This is a genomic window from Mycobacterium sp., from assembly GCF_004298145.1.
Taxonomy (GTDB): Bacteria; Actinomycetota; Actinomycetes; order Mycobacteriales; family Mycobacteriaceae; genus Mycobacterium.
Genome location: NZ_SCRH01000025.1, coordinates 56521 through 73392, shown reverse-complemented (window position 1 = coordinate 73392; position 16872 = coordinate 56521). Strand labels below are relative to the sequence as shown.

At 67.1% G+C, this 16872-nt stretch carries 18 protein-coding genes; 8 read left to right on the top strand and 10 right to left on the bottom strand.

Going from position 1 to position 16872, the window contains the following annotated elements; all coding sequences use genetic code 11:
• Positions 1 to 25 precede the first annotated feature (25 nt).
• On the bottom strand, positions 26 to 568 hold the full coding sequence (locus tag EPN51_RS09360; RefSeq protein WP_293041082.1) for a DUF4232 domain-containing protein: 543 nt from the start codon (positions 566 to 568) through the stop codon (positions 26 to 28).
• Positions 569 to 724: 156 nt separating this feature from the next.
• Here EPN51_RS09360 and acs point away from each other — a divergent pair, with 156 nt between their 5' ends.
• Positions 725 to 2677 carry an acetate--CoA ligase gene (gene acs, locus EPN51_RS09355; protein WP_293041079.1) on the top strand — a complete coding sequence of 651 codons (1953 nt, stop codon included), beginning with the start codon at positions 725 to 727 and terminating at the stop codon, positions 2675 to 2677.
• 10 nt (positions 2678 to 2687) lie between these two features.
• Here acs and EPN51_RS09350 read toward each other — a convergent pair whose 3' ends face one another.
• Positions 2688 to 3386 carry a serine protease gene (locus EPN51_RS09350; protein ID WP_293040858.1) on the bottom strand — a complete coding sequence of 233 codons (699 nt, stop codon included), beginning with the start codon at positions 3384 to 3386 and terminating at the stop codon, positions 2688 to 2690.
• Between the two features lie 239 nt (positions 3387 to 3625).
• Here EPN51_RS09350 and EPN51_RS09345 point away from each other — a divergent pair, with 239 nt between their 5' ends.
• Entirely contained in the window at positions 3626 to 4177 is a 552-nt protein-coding gene (locus EPN51_RS09345; protein WP_293040855.1) for a phage holin family protein, read from the top strand.
• Complete coding sequence (locus tag EPN51_RS09340; protein WP_293040852.1) at positions 4178 to 5149, top strand: alpha/beta hydrolase; 972 nt, start codon at positions 4178 to 4180, stop codon at positions 5147 to 5149. It begins immediately after the preceding gene.
• Here EPN51_RS09340 and marP read toward each other — a convergent pair.
• Genes marP through nth form a run of 4 tightly spaced genes read right to left on the bottom strand, consistent with a single transcriptional unit; the run spans position 5142 to position 8565 of the window.
• The gene (gene marP, locus EPN51_RS09335) at positions 5142 to 6335 is read right to left on the bottom strand and encodes an acid resistance serine protease MarP (protein ID WP_293040849.1); all 1194 of its coding nucleotides are present in this window, start codon (positions 6333 to 6335) and stop codon (positions 5142 to 5144) included. The two genes, EPN51_RS09340 and marP, sit on opposite strands and share 8 nt — an antisense overlap.
• 11 nt (positions 6336 to 6346) lie before the next feature.
• Entirely contained in the window at positions 6347 to 7153 is an 807-nt protein-coding gene (locus tag EPN51_RS09330; protein WP_293040846.1) for a CoA pyrophosphatase, read from the bottom strand.
• Positions 7154 to 7182: 29 nt separating this feature from the next.
• Entirely contained in the window at positions 7183 to 7851 is a 669-nt protein-coding gene (locus tag EPN51_RS09325) for a TlpA disulfide reductase family protein (RefSeq protein WP_293040843.1), read from the bottom strand.
• Between the two features lie 33 nt (positions 7852 to 7884).
• On the bottom strand, positions 7885 to 8565 hold the full coding sequence (gene nth / locus EPN51_RS09320) for an endonuclease III (RefSeq protein ID WP_293041077.1): 681 nt from the start codon (positions 8563 to 8565) through the stop codon (positions 7885 to 7887).
• 173 nt (positions 8566 to 8738) lie between these two features.
• Between nth and EPN51_RS09315 the strand changes: the two genes are divergently transcribed.
• Together EPN51_RS09315 and crp are read left to right on the top strand one after the other, a co-directional pair.
• A complete protein-coding gene (locus EPN51_RS09315; protein WP_293040819.1) occupies positions 8739 to 9134 on the top strand; it encodes a hypothetical protein in 396 nt (131 codons plus the stop codon).
• Between the two features lie 104 nt (positions 9135 to 9238).
• A complete protein-coding gene (crp, locus tag EPN51_RS09310; protein ID WP_007772229.1) occupies positions 9239 to 9913 on the top strand; it encodes a cAMP-activated global transcriptional regulator CRP in 675 nt (224 codons plus the stop codon).
• A gap of 111 nt (positions 9914 to 10024) precedes the next feature.
• On the opposite strand, the gene EPN51_RS09305 is transcribed toward crp, so the two are convergent.
• The 3 genes from EPN51_RS09305 to EPN51_RS09295 are packed head-to-tail and all read right to left on the bottom strand — an operon-like array spanning position 10025 to position 11462.
• Positions 10025 to 10813 (bottom strand): MBL fold metallo-hydrolase, encoded by a 789-nt coding sequence (locus EPN51_RS09305; RefSeq protein ID WP_293040758.1) that lies wholly within the window; start codon positions 10811 to 10813, stop codon positions 10025 to 10027.
• A gap of 5 nt (positions 10814 to 10818) precedes the next feature.
• Positions 10819 to 11286 (bottom strand): RidA family protein, encoded by a 468-nt coding sequence (locus EPN51_RS09300; RefSeq protein ID WP_293040755.1) that lies wholly within the window; start codon positions 11284 to 11286, stop codon positions 10819 to 10821.
• A gap of 14 nt (positions 11287 to 11300) precedes the next feature.
• Positions 11301 to 11462: a DUF4177 domain-containing protein gene (locus EPN51_RS09295; RefSeq protein ID WP_293040752.1), complete on the bottom strand. Its 162-nt coding sequence runs from the start codon at positions 11460 to 11462 to the stop codon at positions 11301 to 11303.
• Between the two features lie 63 nt (positions 11463 to 11525).
• On the opposite strand from EPN51_RS09295, the gene EPN51_RS09290 reads away from it, so the two are divergent.
• The gene (locus EPN51_RS09290) at positions 11526 to 12545 is read left to right on the top strand and encodes an ArsA family ATPase (RefSeq protein WP_293040749.1); all 1020 of its coding nucleotides are present in this window, start codon (positions 11526 to 11528) and stop codon (positions 12543 to 12545) included.
• Complete coding sequence (locus EPN51_RS09285; RefSeq protein ID WP_293040746.1) at positions 12542 to 13672, top strand: ArsA family ATPase; 1131 nt, start codon at positions 12542 to 12544, stop codon at positions 13670 to 13672. Before EPN51_RS09290 ends, EPN51_RS09285 begins: the two co-directional genes overlap by 4 nt.
• A gap of 45 nt (positions 13673 to 13717) precedes the next feature.
• Here EPN51_RS09285 and EPN51_RS09280 read toward each other — a convergent pair whose 3' ends face one another.
• Positions 13718 to 14068, bottom strand: coding sequence for a WhiB family transcriptional regulator (locus tag EPN51_RS09280; protein ID WP_293040743.1), 351 nt, complete (start codon positions 14066 to 14068; stop codon positions 13718 to 13720).
• Positions 14069 to 14416: 348 nt separating this feature from the next.
• Here EPN51_RS09280 and ponA2 point away from each other — a divergent pair, with 348 nt between their 5' ends.
• On the top strand, positions 14417 to 16846 hold the full coding sequence (ponA2, locus tag EPN51_RS09275) for a transglycosylase/D,D-transpeptidase PonA2 (protein WP_293040740.1): 2430 nt from the start codon (positions 14417 to 14419) through the stop codon (positions 16844 to 16846).
• The last annotated feature ends 26 nt before the right edge of the window (positions 16847 to 16872 follow it).

Sequence of the window (16872 nt, the reverse complement as noted above, 5' to 3'; positions counted from 1 at the left end):
GGGGAACGTCGACTCCTGACGTTTCTCAAACGGCGGTGACCGGGTGCACCTGCAACTCGCAGGCCTCAATGGTGGCCGACACCATCACCACGTTGGTGGTGTCGGGCGGATTGACGAGCAAGTCCGTATAGGTGGGGCACGGCCGACCTTCGGCGTCGACGGCGATGCCCTCCACGATCGCCTGGCCCTGGGTCGAGATGGACAGGATGACGGCGGGCGGGACGTTGACGCCGTCCGGTAGCCCACCCATGTATCCGCGCGGGGTGGGCCGCGCATGGATGAGGGCGCCGCCGGCGCCCGAGTCGACCCCGGCGTATCCGGCGAGTGTGCAGGGCTCCGCGCCGCCGGCGAGGGTGAAGATCAGGGTCACCGCGCGGTGCCCCACCGCGGCCTCGGTGCGTGAGGCGGTCACGGCGATCTGGTCCGACCAGCACGGTGTCGGCGCGTCGAGGGTGTCGGCCGGCATGGCCGACGCGGGCCACCCCAGCACTGTGGCGGCGGCGTAACTCGTTGCGGCCGCGGCAAAGCTGGGGACCAGTCGGTGGATGCTCCGCCCATGACCCGGCACATCGGTCATTATCCGCCATGAGGGCACGCTTGACCCCGGATTCGAGCGCACGGCTACCGCTCGCACAGCTACGGCGCACACGGTTAGGCTCACAGTCGGCCAATGAGCGCGACGACGGCCACCGATCGGCGCAGTCTCGACACAGGAGAGAAGCCAGTGACCGCCACCAACTCTGCGGGCCCCTCGTCGTACCCCCCGTCGGCGCAATTCGCCGAGCAGGCCAACGCGGGCGAGGAGCTGTACCGCGAAGCCGAGCAGGACCGGCTGGCCTTTTGGGCCAAGCAGGCCAATCGGCTGTCCTGGGCGAAGCCGTTCACCGAGGTGCTGGACTGGTCCGGCGCACCGTTCGCCAAGTGGTTCGCCGACGGCAAGCTCAACGTCGCTTACAACTGCGTGGACCGCCATGTGGAGGCCGGCCACGGGGATCGGGTCGCCATCCACTGGGAGGGCGAACCCGTCGGCGATCACCGCAGCCTGACCTATTCCGATCTGCAAGCGCAAGTGTGCAGGGCCGCCAACGCGCTGACCGGGCTCGGTCTGGTGGCCGGTGACCGGGTCGCGATCTACCTGCCGCTGATCCCCGAGGCGGTGATCGCGATGTTGGCCTGCGCGCGGCTCGGCATCATGCACAGCGTCGTATTCGCCGGCTTCACCGCCAAAGCGCTGCAAGCCCGCATCGCCGACGCGGACGCCAAGCTGTTGATCACCAGCGACGGGCAGTACCGCCGCGGCAAGCCCGCACCCCTCAAAGAAGCCGCCGACGAGGCGGTCTCGGACCCGAACAGCCCCATCGAGCACGTTCTGGTGGTGCGGCGCACCGGAATTGACGTTGCCTGGAATGACGACCGCGATCAGTGGTGGCACGACGTCGTCGACGCAGCCTCCCCCGAACACACCCCGCAGCCGTTCGACGCCGAGCAGCCGTTGTTCCTGCTGTACACGTCGGGAACCACCGGCCGGCCCAAGGGCATCGTGCACACCAGCGGCGGATATCTCACGCACGCCTCCTACACGCACTACTACGTGTTCGACACCAAGGCCGAAAGCGACGTGTTCTGGTGCACGGCCGACATCGGCTGGGTCACCGGACACACCTACGGTGTCTACGGCCCACTGTCCAACGGGGTCACCGAGGTGCTCTACGAAGGCACGCCCGACACCCCGACCCAGCATCGCCATTTCGAGATCATCGAAAAATACGGTGTGACAATCTATTACACCGCGCCCACGCTGATCCGCACGTTCATGAAGTGGGGCCGCGAGATTCCCGACGCGCACGACCTGTCCAGCCTGCGGCTGCTGGGTTCGGTGGGCGAGCCGATCAACCCCGAGGCGTGGCGCTGGTATCGAAAGGTGATCGGCGCCGAGCGCCTTCCGATCGTCGACACCTGGTGGCAGACCGAGACGGGCGCCACGATGATCTCCCCGTTGCCCGGAGTCGCTGCGGCCAAACCGGGTTCGGCGATGACGCCGCTGCCGGGTGTCTCGGCGAAGATCGTCGACGACCACGGCGACGAGCTGCCACCGGGCAACGACAAGGGCGAGCACGCCACCGGCTACCTGGTGTTGGACCAGCCGTGGCCGTCGATGCTGCGCGGCATTTGGGGCGATCCGCAACGTTACGTCGAGACCTACTGGTCCAGGTTCGCCGAGCAAGGCTGGTATTTCGCCGGTGACAGCGCCTATTACGACGCCGACGGCGCCATCTGGGTGGTGGGCCGCATCGACGACGTGATGAACGTGTCGGGGCATCGGCTCTCGACCGCCGAGGTGGAGTCGGCGTTGGTCGGCCACGTCGCGGTGGCCGAGGCGGCGGTGGTCGGCGCGACCGACGAGACAACCGGTCAGGCCATCTGCGCGTTCGTCGTCTTGTGCGCCGATTTCGAAGTGCACGACGGGATCGTCGACGACCTGCGCGTCGAGGTGGCCCGGGAAATCTCCCCTATCGCCCGTCCGCGCGAGGTGCACGTGGTGCCCGAGCTACCCAAGACCCGCAGCGGCAAAATCATGCGCAGGCTGTTGCGTGACATCGCCGAAAACCGGGAATTGGGCGACACTTCGACGCTGCTCGACCCCGGCGTGTTCGACGCGATCAGGGCGGCGGATTAGCCGGTGTGGTTCAGCCGGGCAACGGGGCGAACCCGGTACCGGACCGGTGCTTGGCGTTGATGTCGGCCAGAACCGCGTTGAACGACACCACCACCGCCGGGGTGTGCAACGGGATGTACTTGACGATGCAGGTCGGCAGGTTGTCGCTGAACGCTCCGTGGATCATCCCGACCAACTCGTTGTTCACGGTCACCGGTGCGCCGGAGTCGCCCGGTTGGCCACAGACCTGCATCACGATGGTGCCCGGGGTCTGACCCATTCCCCAGGTGACGCCGCACGAATTGCCCGTTGTGCGGCCCTGTTTGCAGGCGATCTCGCCGAAGGCCGGGTCCGGACCGATGCCGCTGATCACAAAACCGTTGAAGTTGGCCACCGGTGTCACTTTTGCCGGATCGAACTTGATCACCGCGTAGTCGAGGTTGTCGTTACCGGCGACCATGGTGCCCAATACACCCGCGTTTTCCGCGCCCTCGGCGGCAACTTGAGCGCCCGGGCCCCCGCAATGCGCGGAGGTGAAACCGATGAGCTCGCCGGCGGCATCGCCACCGATGGTGGTCAGGGTGCACATGGTGTCGCCGTTGATGACGATGCCCGCACCACCCCCCAGCGGGATCCTGACATCAGCGGCGGCGGCGTGGCCATGCGAACCCAGCGCGGCCACGAGCAGGGCAACCATCGCTACCAAGAAGCACCGGTGCGCCCTCCGCACAGCCCCACTCCCATCGGTCGGCCGGACATCGCGACCGGCTTGGCCGAGTGTAATCGGCCTGGAAGGCTTGGTCGCTGCGGCGGCGCGTCCCAGGCCCGACCGCTTTCTGTCCGAACCGAACTGGTCGGTGGATGGTCGCAATGTTCGGCTGGCCTCGTCTGGCTTCTCCTGTCCAGGCGCCACATGGCAACATAAAACGCGACGACAACGAGCCGGGCGATGACGAAAGAGGACGGTCTGTGAGCAAAGCCGATGGCAAGAACGGTGTGCCCAGCACACTGACCACGATTCCGTTGACCGACCCACATGCCAGCCCCGCCGAGCCGTCGATCGGTCACCTGATCAAGGACGCGACGGCTCAGGTCTCCACGTTGGTGCGCGCCGAAGTCGAACTCGCCCGCGCCGAAATTACCCGGGACGTCAAAAAGGGCCTCACCGGTAGCGTTTTCTTCATCGCCGCGCTGGTGGTGCTGTTTTACTCCACCTTCTTTTTCTTCTTCTTCGTCGCCGAACTGCTCGACACCTGGCTGTGGCGGTGGGTGGCATACCTGATCGTCTTCGGGATCATGGTGGCGGTCGGCGCCCTGCTGGGCCTGCTGGGCTACCTCAAGGTGCGCCGGATCCGAGGGCCGCGCGAGACCATCGAATCGGTCAAGGAGACCCGCACCGCGCTGACGCCGGGCCATGACAAAGCCGCCGGCCCGGAATTCGGGGCCAAGCAACTCACCGAGCACCACGGCAGGCACGCCAAGCCGGCAAACGGCGCCGCCCACGATCCCTCGGGCTGGTAGATGGCGCCGCCGGATCCGTCGGTAACCCGCATCGACGGGCCGTGGCGCCATCTGGATGTGCACGCCAACGGCATCCGCTTTCACGTCGTCGAGGCCCTTCCTCCCGGCGACGCCGGCGGCCTGCCGCCGACGGCGCGACCGTTGGTGATGCTGCTGCACGGATTCGGATCGTTTTGGTGGTCCTGGCGTCATCAGCTGCGCGGGCTGACCGGCGCGCGGGTGGTCGCGGTCGACCTGCGCGGCTACGGCGGCAGCGACAAGCCGCCCCGCGGCTACGACGGCTGGACACTGGCCGGCGACACGGCCGGGCTCATCCGTGCGCTCGGACACTCCTCGGCGACTCTGGTCGGTCACGCCGACGGCGGGTTGGCCTGCTGGGCCACCGCGCTGCTGCATTCGCGGCTGGTGTCGGCCATCGCGCTGATCAGCTCGCCGCACCCCGCGGCGTTGCGACGATCCACGTTGACGCGACGCGACCAGGGTTATGCGCTGTTGCAGACGTTGCTGCAATACCAAGTGCCGTTGTGGCCCGAACGCCTGTTGATCCGAGACAACGGGGCCGAGATCGAACGCCTGGTCCGCAGCCGTAGCTGCGCCAAATGGCTTGCATCCGAGGATTTTTCCGAGACCATCGGCCATCTGAGGACGGCGATTCAGATCCCTGGGGCCGCGCACTGCGCACTGGAATACCAGCGCTGGGCGGCGCGCAGCCAGCTGCGCGACGAGGGCCGTCGGTTCATGCGGTCGATGTGCCAGCAGCTCAGTGTGCCGCTGCTGCACCTACGCGGTGAGGCGGATCCCTACGTGCTCGCGGACCCGGTCGATCGGACGCAACGTTATGCCCCGCAGGGGCGCTACGTATCCATCTCGGGTGCAGGGCATTTCAGCCACGAAGAGGCACCTGAGGAAGTCAACGGGAATCTGACGAGATTCCTCGAGCAGGTGCACGGGTCCCGAGCCAGGCTCAACTGACGCAGGACCCGGTGCCCACCATTTGCGTGTCACCGATTTTAGCGAGCTGACCGGCCACCTCCTCGGCGGTCAGCACGAAGCCGGTGTCGGGGTCGTCGACGGCCGCGCCGAACACCACACCGAGCACGTTACCGTCGAGGTCGATCAACGGTCCGCCCGAATTACCTTGCTCCACACCGGCTCTGATGGTGTAGACGTCGCGGGTGACCGGCGCCGGGTCGCGGTAGATGTCGGGGCCGCTCAATTTGATCAGCTCCCGGATCCTGGCCGGGGTCGCGGTGAAGTTGCCCCCGCCGGGATAACCCAGCACGACGACACTGGCACCTGTTTTCGCCTCGGTCTGCGCGAAAGGCAAAGGGGGCGGCGGCAAGTTGGGGACCGCCAGGATCGCGATGTCGACCGATGGATCGTAGGACACCACGGTGGCGTCGAGGGGATTGCCGCTGGCGTAGATCTGAACGCTGTTGGAGCCGGCAACCACATGCGCATTGGTCATCACCCGGTCGGGTGCGATCACGAATCCACTGCCCTCCAACACCTTCTGGCAGCTGGGGGCCAGGCTGCGCACCTTGACGACGCTCGGAGCGGTGGCCTGCACCACGGGATTTCTGGCCAGCTCGGGGTCTGGTGAGGCGACCGGAATGACCGGGGTGCGGCTGAACGGCTCCAACACCGCGGGCAGCCCGGAGGTGTTCAGCAGCGCGGAAAGCCGCTTGGGCACCGTCTTGAGCCACGGCGGCGCTACCTCGTTGACCTGAGCCAAGATTCGCGAACCCCGGACCGCGGCGGCCAGCTCGGGCTGATCCTTCGACTGTGTCAGCGGCGTCGCCAACAACCACGCCGCCGTCAGCACGACGACAAGCTGAACTCCCACCCCGATGACCGAGTCGACCGTTCGGATGGAGCGGCTGCGGATCGCGCTCCGGACGGCGCGTCCCAACACCACGCCGGCGACCTCACCGATGACGACCAGCGCGAGGATCAAAAACAGTGCCGCAAACAACTTGGCGCGCGGCGCGGCGATGTGGCTGACGATGTGGGGCGCCAGCAACACCCCGGCGATCGCGCCGAGCAACACCCCCACGAACGAGAGCAGCGAACCCAGCGCGCCCGACCGCCAGCCCGAGACCGCCGCGATGAAGGCGACCGCCAGCACGGCGATGTCCAACCACTGCGACGGGGTCATCGAATTCATGTTCATCGGGTCGGCTCACCCCGTGCACCGACCAGGGCCATCGCCGCGTCCAACTCCCGCTCGTCGTCCGTGTCCCAGGGCTGTGCCCAGCCGGCGACGTCGAGCAACGCGGAGATCACCTGGCCGGTGAATCCCCAGACCAGCATCTCGTTCAGCAGAAAAGCCGGGCCGGCCCACCGGCGGCCGAGGTCGCCGCGGTACACCATCAACCGGTTTTCCGGGTTGATGAAGGCGCGCACCGGAACTCGCGCCACGATCGCCGTTTCGGCCTCGTTGACGACGGCGACCGAGCCGGGATCCGGTGAGTACGCCAGGACCGGGACGACGTGAAACTGCGAGGGCGCGATGAAAATCCGCTCCATGGTGGCCAGGGGATGAAGCCTGCTGACGTCGATTCCGGTTTCCTCGCGGGCCTCGCGCAGGGCGGTGGCCACCGGGCCGTCGTCGGTGGGATCGGCGGCGCCACCGGGAAACGCCGCCTGGCCGGCGTGGTGGCGCAAGGTCGACGCCCGCACGGTGACCAACAGGTCGGCATCGTCGGGGAGACCGCCGTCGGGTGGGCCCGATTGCGGGCCGGAGAACAGCACCAGGACAGCGGCTTCGCGCAGGGCGGTGACCGCCGACGCGGCCGTGGTGGTGATCATCGCCAGCACGTCGGCCGGCAGCCGGCGCCGGGCCGCGTCGGGAATGTCATCGACGTTGTCGACCAGCGGACGCAGCCAGGACGGGCAGGTGTCAGGCGTCAGCGGAACGGTCCCGCGCGCGGGGCCGGGGTCCCCATTCCGCAGGGGCGAACCCCCAGCACTCACGGCCCCTCCAGTCGGTTCAATTTTTCCGCTTATCCCCTGTCGGTTCCGATCGCGGCCGCGATCTCGTCGGCAGTGTTGAAAGCTCGCGGCAGCGTCTGGGCAACGCTACCGTCCGGCCGCAGAACCACCGTCGCGGGCATCACATTTACCACCCGCAGCGCGGCCGCGACGCGGCGACGACCGTCCTGCAAGGTCGGCAGCCGAACACCGAGCTCGGCCAGCCGCAGCAGGGCGGCGGTCTCGTTCTCGTCCTGATGGACCGTCACCACCGTCACGTCTGAACCGACCCGTCGTTGATACTCGGCCATCGCGGGCAGTTCGGCGGCGCACGGCGCGCACCAATATGCCCACAGGTTGAGGACCACCCGGCGTCCGGCAACCGCTCGGGCGACATCGACAACCGAACCGTCGGCGGCGCACTCCGCCGTCACACCGCGCAGCGCCTCGGGGCCGGGACCGCTTCCGGCGCCGGGACACGGCGGCAGGCCGGCGCGTTGCCGCGGACCCGCCAACGCGGCGGCGGTATCGGCGTCGCGGTGTTCCCGGTCGGCCATTGTCTGATCGGTCGCCTGTTCGGTCGACGGCGTCCCCGTCGTGGCGGAATGGTCACGCAGTTCGGCCACCAGCGCCACAATCAGCGCCACCACCACCGCCAGAATCGCGATGTGCCAGCGAACCTTCCGGGTCAGCATCGACATTGCGGCCCCTGTGCGAGTCGGTTCCGGCGCGGCTTACAGCCCGGCCAACGCGAGCAGGTGCTCGGTCTCCGGACCCCGCACCAGGGCCGCGGCCAACAACGGTTCGGTGGGACCGAGGCCGAAGGAAGGGCAGTCTTTGGCGATCAGGCAGACGCCGCACGCGGGTTTGCGCGCGTGGCACACCCGGCGGCCGTGGAAGATCACCCGGTGGCTCAACATGGTCCAGTCACTGCGCTCGATGAGCTCGCCGACGGAGTGCTCGATTTTGACCGGGTCCTTCTCCGTGGTCCAGTGCCACCTGTGCACGAGCCGGGCGAAATGGGTGTCGACGGTGATGCCGGGGATCCCGAAGGCGTTTCCCAGGATCACGTTGGCGGTCTTGCGGCCCACCCCGGGCAGCGTGACCAGCTCGGCCATGGTCGAGGGCACCTCCCCGTCGAACCGTTCGACCAGGGCTTGGCCCAGCCCGATCAGCGAGGACGCCTTATTACGGAAGAAGCCGGTCGGACGGATCAGGCTCTCCAGTTCGTCGCGGTCCGCCTGGGCGTAATCCAGCGCCGACGGGTACCGCTTGAACAAAGCCGGCGTCGTGAGATTGACCCGTTTATCGGTGCTCTGCGCCGACAGGATCGTGGCGACCGTCAGCTCCAGCGGCGTGGTGAAATCCAGCTCGCAGTGCGCATCCGGAAACGCCTGTGCCAGTGCGCGATTCATGCGCCGCGCCCGTCGCACCAAGCCGACTCGGGATTCCTGCGACCAGCGCCGGGCGTCGACGCCGCCGGGCTGGGCCGACGTTGATTTCGAGCGCCCGGACGACTTTGCCACTGTCACCTACGACAGAGTACTGATTTCGTGATCTCGCCGAGACCTCGTGTTGATTCAAGGCCATGTTTACTCTTCGTGTGTCATGGTTGCTGGTGGCCGGTGTTCCGGCGTTGCTGATGCTGGCGGCGCTGGGTCTGGGGTGGCTCGAATCCGAGCTCACCCGTGACCCGATGGCGGTGGCCGATGTCGACGACTTTCTCGAGCGTGCGGGCGGCGTCGATATGCGCACGCTGGCCTCCGAGGGCATGCCGGAGGCGCTCGAATACCTGCATCGGCGCGAGGCCCGGCAGCTGCCCGGTCCCGCGTTGACCGGGCGCGACGGCGGACCGCGGCACGCCGCGCCGTCATTCGTAATCGGCTTCGTTGACCGCGATGAGATGACGCTACCGACGCGAATCCACGGCCATTCGCACGTCGATCCGCAATTTAGGGCACCTCGACACGCCAATCCTGTGTAGCGTTGGCACGTTAGACACAATGGCGTTCCTTTAGACTCGTCACGCGAGCAAAGGATTAGCCTGCCCGTATCACATTAATTTTCTGGGAAAGTTGAAGAGGCAACGTGGACGAGATCCTGGCAAGGGCCGGAATCTTCCAAGGTGTTGAGCCCGGCGCGGTCACAGCACTGACCAAGCAGCTGCAACCCGTCGACTTCCCCCGCGGACACACAGTCTTCGCCGAGGGGGAACCGGGGGATCGGCTCTACATCATCGTCGCGGGGAAGGTGAAGATCGGTCGCCGCTCGCCCGATGGACGCGAGAACCTGCTGACGATCATGGGCCCGTCGGACATGTTCGGCGAGTTATCGATCTTCGACCCGGGTCCGCGAACTTCCAGCGCCACCACCATCACCGAGGTGCGTGCGGTGTCGATGGACCGAGACGCGCTGCGCGCGTGGATCGCCGATCGTCCCGAGATCGCCGAGCAGTTGTTGCGGGTGCTGGCCCGACGGCTCCGCCGCACCAACAACAACCTGGCCGACCTCATCTTCACCGACGTGCCGGGCCGGGTGGCCAAGCAGCTGCTGCAGCTCGCCCAGCGGTTCGGCACCCAAGAGGGTGGCGCCATGCGGGTCACCCACGACCTGACGCAAGAAGAGATCGCGCAGCTGGTCGGGGCTTCCCGGGAGACGGTGAACAAGGCGCTGGCCGATTTCGCCCACCGCGGCTGGATCCGCCTGGAGGGCAAGAGCGTGCTGATCTCGGACTCCGAAAGGCTCGCGCGCCGAGCGAGGTAAGCGCGCGCGAAGCGCGGGCGCGACCGAGCGAGAATCCAACCGCGCGCGAAGCGCGGGCGCGACCGAGCGAGAATCCAACCGCGAGCGCGGTAGCGTCCCCCGCCGGGGGCGCTAGCCGCGCAGGTGATTCAGCTGCACCTGAACCGACCATTCGGCGGCGTCCCACAGCTTCTCGTCGACGTCGACGTAGACGTGCTCGACGATCTGGCGAGCACCTACGTCCTCGCCGAGCTCCCGCAACGCGGATCGCACCTGCTCCAGCCGCTCATGCCGGTGCGCAAGGTATCCCCGCGCGATGGCGTCTAGGTCGGGCAGGTCCGGCCCGTGCCCGGGCAACACGGTGCGATGGCCAAGTCCACGCAGCCGGCGCAACGATTCCAGGTAGTCGGTCAGGCTGCCGTCTTCGGAGTCCATGACGGTGGTGCCGCGGCCCAGCACCGTATCGGCGGTCAGCACGGCATCGTCGAGCACGAAGGACAGCGAATCGGCGGTGTGGCCGGGGGTGGCCATGACCTTGATCTTGAGCCCGGCCGCGTCGATCACCTCGCCGTCGACCAGCTCACCGCCAAGACCGCGCAGAAAGCCACTGCCCGCCGACCGGACCGTCGCGCCGGTCCGCTCGACCAGCTTGTCGATGCCGTCGGTGTGATCGCCGTGCCGGTGGCTGATCAGCACCAAACTGATGCGGCCCAGCGCGGCGATCCGCGCGATGTGCTCGTCGTCGTCGGGCCCGGGATCCACGATGACCAGCTCGTCGCTCCGCGGGCCGCGCAGCACCCAGGTGTTGGTGCCTTCGAGCGTCAGCAGACCGGGGTTGTCGGCCAACAGGACCGAGACGGTGTCGGTGACCGCCCGCAACCTGCCGTAGGCGGGATGGGTCAGCCCAGCAACCTCGGTCACGGACGTCAGCCGACCTCCACGATCAGCTCCACCTCCACCGGCGCGTCCAATGGCAGCTCAGATACGCCGACCGCCGAACGCGCATGCGCGCCCCGGTCGCCGAACACCTCGGCGAGCAGGTCGGAGGCCCCGTTGATGACGCTCGGTTGGCCATTGAAACCGGGAGCGGATGCGACGAACCCGACAACCTTCACGACCCGGGTCACCGAGTCGATACCCACCAGCGAGTCGACCGCCGCCAGCGCATTGAGGGCGCAGATTCGCGCCAGCGCCTTGCCCTCGTCCGGGCTGACCTCGGCTCCGAGCTTGCCGGTGCCCGTCAGCTTCCCGGCCTGCATCGGCAGCTGGCCCGCGGTGTAGACCAGGTCGCCGGTGCGCACCGCCGGCACATAGGAGGCCAGCGGCGCGACCACCTCCGGCAGCGCGAGACCGAGCTCGGAGAGCCGGGCCTTCCAGGAGGGCTGGGCACTCATCGGACCGACCTCGGTTACTTAGGGCGTTTCAGGTAGGCGACGTGCTGCTCGCCGGTTGGCCCGTTCAGCACGGACACCAGCTCCCAGCCGTCGGCGCCCCACTGGTCGAGGATTTGTTTGGTGGCGTGCGTCAGCAGCGGGACGGTGACGTACTCCCATGTGGTCAGTTGGCTCATGCGCCGAGCTTATCGGTCGGAGGTGAACCGCTCCGGCCAGCCCGGCCGGGCTAGCATGCGAAGGTGGCAACCACATCGAGCGGCGGTAGCGCCGTCGGCTGGCCGGCGCGCTTGACGAAGGCCCGCTTGCATCTTGTGACCGGCAAAGGCGGTACGGGTAAGTCGACGGTTGCGGCCGCGCTGGCGCTGACGCTGGCGGCCGGCGGCCGCAAGGTCCTCCTCGTGGAAGTCGAGGGCCGCCAAGGGATTGCGCAACTCTTCGACGTACCGCCCCTGCCCTATCAAGAGGTGAAGATCGCGACCGCCGAACGCGGCGGTCAGGTCAACGCCCTGGCGATCGACATCGAGGCCGCGTTCCTGGAATACCTCGACATGTTTTACAACCTGGGCATCGCGGGCCGCGCGATGCGCCGCATCGGTGCGATCGAGTTCGCGACGACCATCGCGCCCGGTCTGCGTGACGTGCTGCTCACCGGCAAGATCAAAGAGACGGTGATACGCGTCGACAAGAATCGGCTCCCGGTTTACGACGCGATCGTCGTCGACGCCCCTCCGACGGGACGGATCGCGCGTTTTCTCGATGTCACCAAGGCCGTGTCCGATCTGGCCAAGGGCGGCCCGGTGCACTCGCAGGCCGACGGCGTGGTGAAGCTGCTGCACTCCGATCAGACCGCCATTCACCTGGTCACCCTGCTGGAGGCACTGCCCGTCCAGGAGACCCTGGAAGCCATCGAGGAGCTCGCCGAGATGCAGCTGCCGATCGGCAGTGTGATTGTGAACCGCAACATTCCCTCCCACCTGCAGCCGGCGGATCTGGCGAAGGCCGCCGAGGGGGATGTCGACGCGGATTCGGTACGAGCCGGGTTGGAAATGTCTGGAATCACGTTGAACGACAATGACTTCGCTGGTCTTCTGACAGAGACCATCGAGCACGCGACGGTGATCGCCACGCGCACCGAGATCGCGCAACAGCTCGATGCGTTGAGAGTCCCGCGGCTGGAACTTCCCGCCATTTCCGACGGCGTCGACCTCGGTAGCCTCTACGAGCTATCGGAATCACTTGCGCAGCAGGGAGTTCGATGAGCGTCACACCGAAACATCTTGATATGGGCGCTATCCTGGCCGACACAGCCAACCGGGTGGTGGTGTGCTGCGGCGCGGGTGGCGTGGGCAAGACCACTACCGCGGCCGCGATCGCCCTGCGCGCCGCCGAATACGGCCGCAACGTCTGCGTCTTGACGATCGACCCGGCCAAGCGGCTGGCCCAGGCGCTGGGGGTCAACGACCTCGGCAACACGCCGCAGCGAGTCCCACTGGCGCCGGAGGTCTCCGGCGAGCTGCACGCGATGATGCTCGACATGCGTCGCACCTTCGACGAGATGGTGGTCCAGTACTCCGGACCCGGTCGCGCACAAGCGATTCTGGACAACCAGTTCTATCAGACCGTCGCCAGTTCGCTCGCCGGCACGCAGGAGTACATGGCGATGGAGAAGTTGGGTCAGCTGCTGGCCGAGGATCGCTGGGACCTGGTGGTCGTCGACACCCCGCCGTCGCGCAATGCGCTGGACTTCCTGGACGCCCCCAAGCGACTGGGCAGCTTCATGGATAGCCGCCTGTGGCGGCTGCTGCTGGCGCCTGGCCGGGGTATCGGCCGGTTGGTCACCGGCGCAATGGGTTTGGCCATGAAGGCGCTGTCCACGATCCTGGGCTCACAGATGCTCGGCGACGCCGCGGCCTTCGTGCAGTCACTGGATGCCACATTCGGTGGCTTCCGGGAGAAGGCCGATCGCACTTATGCGCTGCTGAAAAGGCGTGGCACGCAATTCGTTGTCGTGTCGGCGGCCGAGCCCGATGCGCTGCGCGAGGCGTCCTTCTTCGTCGACCGGCTGTCGCAGGAAGGGATGCCGCTCGCCGGGCTGGTCTTGAACCGCACGCATCCGACGTTGTGCTCTCTGCCGGCCGAGCGCGCGATCGACGGAACCGAAATGCTGGAGCAAGAGACCGACTCCGAGGTCGCGTCGCTGGCCGCAGCCGTGTTGCGAATTCATGCTGACCGCGCGCAAACCGCCAAGCGGGAAGTCAGATTGCTTTCCCGATTCACCGGGGCCAACCCGCACGTGCCGGTCGTCGGCGTTCCGTCGCTGCCCTTTGACGTTTCAGATTTGGAAGCTTTGCGTGCCCTCGCCGACCAGATCACTTCGGTCGCTTAGGCCGCACCCTGACAGCGGGGTGAGCGCTTGCGCTCCGGCCAGGGATCAGCCGGCGGTGCGGGTTCTGCTCTTGTCGAAGAAGTCCGCCCAGGACACCACCTCGGGGTGCTGCTTGAGCAGCGCGCGGCGTTGCCGCTCCGTCATGCCGCCCCACACCCCGAACTCGACCTTGTTGTCCAGCGCGTCTGCCGCGCACTCCTGCATCACCGGGCAGTGCCGGCAGATCACTGCCGCCTTGCGCTGGGCCGCGCCGCGGACAAACAGTTCGTCGGGATCGGTCGTGCGACACAGAGCCCTCGAAACCCAAGCGATCCGTTCTTCAGCATCGACGCTGCGGAGTACCCCTTGTGCGGCTGCAATGTTTGTCCTGCGCGCCGCCGGCCGTATTGGTGACACGAACTGATCCCTTCCCTACCGGCCGCCCGTCACGGCCGCCCTCCTGGGTGCAGATCCCGCCTTGCGACCTACGCCTCATATGTACTTCGGTGTTATCTGAATCTCACCTTGTGTCTAAGTTAGGTGGTCAGGTGCCAATTGCGCAACAGTCCGATAACGCTTTTTTTGGGACGACCGTCCCGTCTCGTCCAAAAACATGGGCGAGGAAGTGATCTTGCACACTGTGTTACCCGTTTGACCTGTGACGCAACCGCAAATTCTCAAGGCAGGCCCCAGGCCGCGATTGCCGCAATTTCTGGGTGAACTTGCAGCGTGGCGGCGTGACTGGAGGCCGCTACTGTAGTAGCCATGTCAGATCGCCCCCCGGCCGCGCTCACGATTCTGAAGCTCGCGGGGTTCTGTGCGTTGGCCAGTGTCGTCGCCACGGCCCTCCTCTTTCCCGTCGCCGGTGGGATAGGCCTGGTGTCCAATCGGGCCTCGGAAGTGGTCGCCAACGGCTCCGCGCAGCTGCTCGAGGGCGAGGTACCGGCCGTGACGACGATGGTCGACACCAAGGGCAACACCATCGCGTGGCTGTATTCGCAGCGCCGGTTCGAGGTGCCCAGCGACAAGATCGCCAACACGATGAAGCTGGCGATCGTCTCCATCGAGGACAAGCGTTTCGCCGACCACAACGGGGTGGACTGGAAGGGCACGCTGACCGGCCTGGCGGGCTATGCCCGTGGTGACGTGGACACGCGGGGCGGTTCGACCATCGAGCAGCAGTACATCAAGAACTACCAGCTGCTGGTCACCGCGAAGACGGACGCGGAGAAGCGCGCGGCGGTGGAAACCACCCCGGCGCGCAAGCTGCGCGAGATCCGGATGGCGCTGACGCTGGACAAGACCTTCACCAAGCCCGAGATCTTGACCCGGTATCTGAACCTGGTCTCGTTCGGCAACAACTCGTTCGGCGTACAGGACGCGGCCCAGACCTACTTCGGCATCAACGCCTCCGACCTGAACTGGCAGCAGGCGGCGCTGCTGGCGGGCATGGTGCAGTCGACCAGCGCGCTCAACCCGTACACCAACCCCGAGGGTGCTCTGGCGCGACGGAACTTGGTGCTGGACACCATGATCCAGAACATCCCGCAGGAGGCCGACGCGCTGCAAACCGCCAAGGCCGCGCCGCTGGGTGTCCTGCCGCAGCCCAACGAGCTGCCCCGCGGCTGCATCGCGGCGGGCGATCGGGCGTTCTTCTGCGACTACGTGCAGGAGTACCTGTCGCGGGCCGGGATCAGTAAGGAACAGGTGGCCCGGGGCGGCTATCTGATCCGCACCACGCTGGACCCGGACGTGCAGATCCCGGTCAAGTCGGCCATCGACAAGTTCGCCAGCCCGACGCTGCCGGGCATCTCGAGCGTGATGAGCGTGATCCAGCCCGGCAAGACGTCGCACAAGGTGGTGGCGATGGCCAGCAACCGCACCTACGGGCTGGATGTCGACGCCGGTCAAACCATGCGCCCGCAACCCTTCTCGCTGGTCGGCGACGGCGCAGGATCCGTCTTCAAGATCTTCACCACGGCCGCGGCCCTGGACATGGGGATGGGCATCAACGCCACCCTCGAGGTGCCGGGGCGCTTCCAGGCGAAGGGCATGGGTAGCGGCGGGGCCAAGGGCTGCCCGAAGGACAACTGGTGCGTGATCAACGCCGGCAACTACCGCGGGTCGATGAACGTCACCGACGCGTTGGCCACCTCGCCCAACACCGCGTTCGCCAAGCTGATCCAGCAGGTCGGCGTGACGCGCACGGTGGACATGGCGATCAAACTCGGGCTGCGGTCCTACGCCGACCCCGGCACCGCCCGCGACTACAACCCCGACAGCAACGAAAGCCTGGCCGACTTCGTCAAACGGCAGAACATCGGCTCGTTCACCCTGGGCCCGATCGAGGTAAACGCGCTCGAGCTGTCCAACGTCGCGGCCACACTCGCCTCGGGCGGCACCTGGTGCCCGCCGAACCCGATCGACAAGCTGGTGGACCGCAAGGGCAACGAAGTCGCCGTGACCACCGAGACCTGCGACCGGGTCGTCCCCGAGGGTCTCGCCAACACCCTGGCCAACGCGATGAGCAAGGACGCCCTGGGCGGTGGCACGGCGGCCGGTTCGGCCGGCGCGGCCGGCTGGGACCTGCCGATGTCCGGTAAGACGGGCACCACCGAGGCCCACCGCTCCTCGGGCTTTGTGGGCTTCACCAACCACTACGCGGCGGCCAACTACATCTACGACGACTCCACCAACCCCACGGATTTGTGCTCATCCCCGTTGCGCCACTGCGGCGAGGGCGACCTGTACGGCGGTAACGAGCCCGCGCGCACGTGGTTCACCGCGATGAAGCCGATCGCCACCAGTTTCGGGCCGGTGCAACTGCCGCCCACCGACCCGCGCTACGTCGACGGCTCACCCGGGTCGCGGGTACCGAGCGTGGCGGGCCTGGATATCGAGGCGGCACGCCAGCGCATCAAGGAGGCGGGCTTCCAGGTCGCCGACCAAAACAATTTCGTCAACAGCAGCGCGAAGCAGGGCGAGGTGGTCGGAACGACGCCGAGCGGCGCGACGATTCCGGGGTCGATCATCACCATCCAGGTCAGCAACGGCATACCGCCCGCCCCGCCCCCGCCGCCCGAAGGTGCGCCGGTGCCGGTCGGCTCGCAGGTCGTCGAGATCCCGGGGCTGCCGCCGATCACCATTCCGCTGCTGGCGCCACCGCCGCCGGCGCCCGGCCAGCCGCCGCCCTAGGCCTGATTGCCGCACTCCTGCGCACC

Excerpts from the sequence above, each read along its gene's own strand:
- ponA2 (WP_293040740.1), top strand. The coding sequence starts at position 14,417 with ATGTCAGATCGCCCCCCGGCCGCGCTCACGATTCTGAAGCTCGCGGGG.
- EPN51_RS09325 (WP_293040843.1), bottom strand. The coding sequence starts at position 7,851 with ATGTCGATGCTGACCCGGAAGGTTCGCTGGCACATCGCGATTCTGGCG.
- EPN51_RS09295 (WP_293040752.1), bottom strand. The coding sequence starts at position 11,462 with ATGAGCCAACTGACCACATGGGAGTACGTCACCGTCCCGCTGCTGACG.
- EPN51_RS09300 (WP_293040755.1), bottom strand. The coding sequence starts at position 11,286 with ATGAGTGCCCAGCCCTCCTGGAAGGCCCGGCTCTCCGAGCTCGGTCTC.
- EPN51_RS09285 (WP_293040746.1), top strand. The coding sequence starts at position 12,542 with ATGAGCGTCACACCGAAACATCTTGATATGGGCGCTATCCTGGCCGAC.
- EPN51_RS09315 (WP_293040819.1), top strand. The coding sequence starts at position 8,739 with ATGTTTACTCTTCGTGTGTCATGGTTGCTGGTGGCCGGTGTTCCGGCG.
- nth (WP_293041077.1), bottom strand. The coding sequence starts at position 8,565 with ATGAATCGCGCACTGGCACAGGCGTTTCCGGATGCGCACTGCGAGCTG.
- marP (WP_293040849.1), bottom strand. The coding sequence starts at position 6,335 with ATGACCCCGTCGCAGTGGTTGGACATCGCCGTGCTGGCGGTCGCCTTC.
- EPN51_RS09340 (WP_293040852.1), top strand. The coding sequence starts at position 4,178 with ATGGCGCCGCCGGATCCGTCGGTAACCCGCATCGACGGGCCGTGGCGC.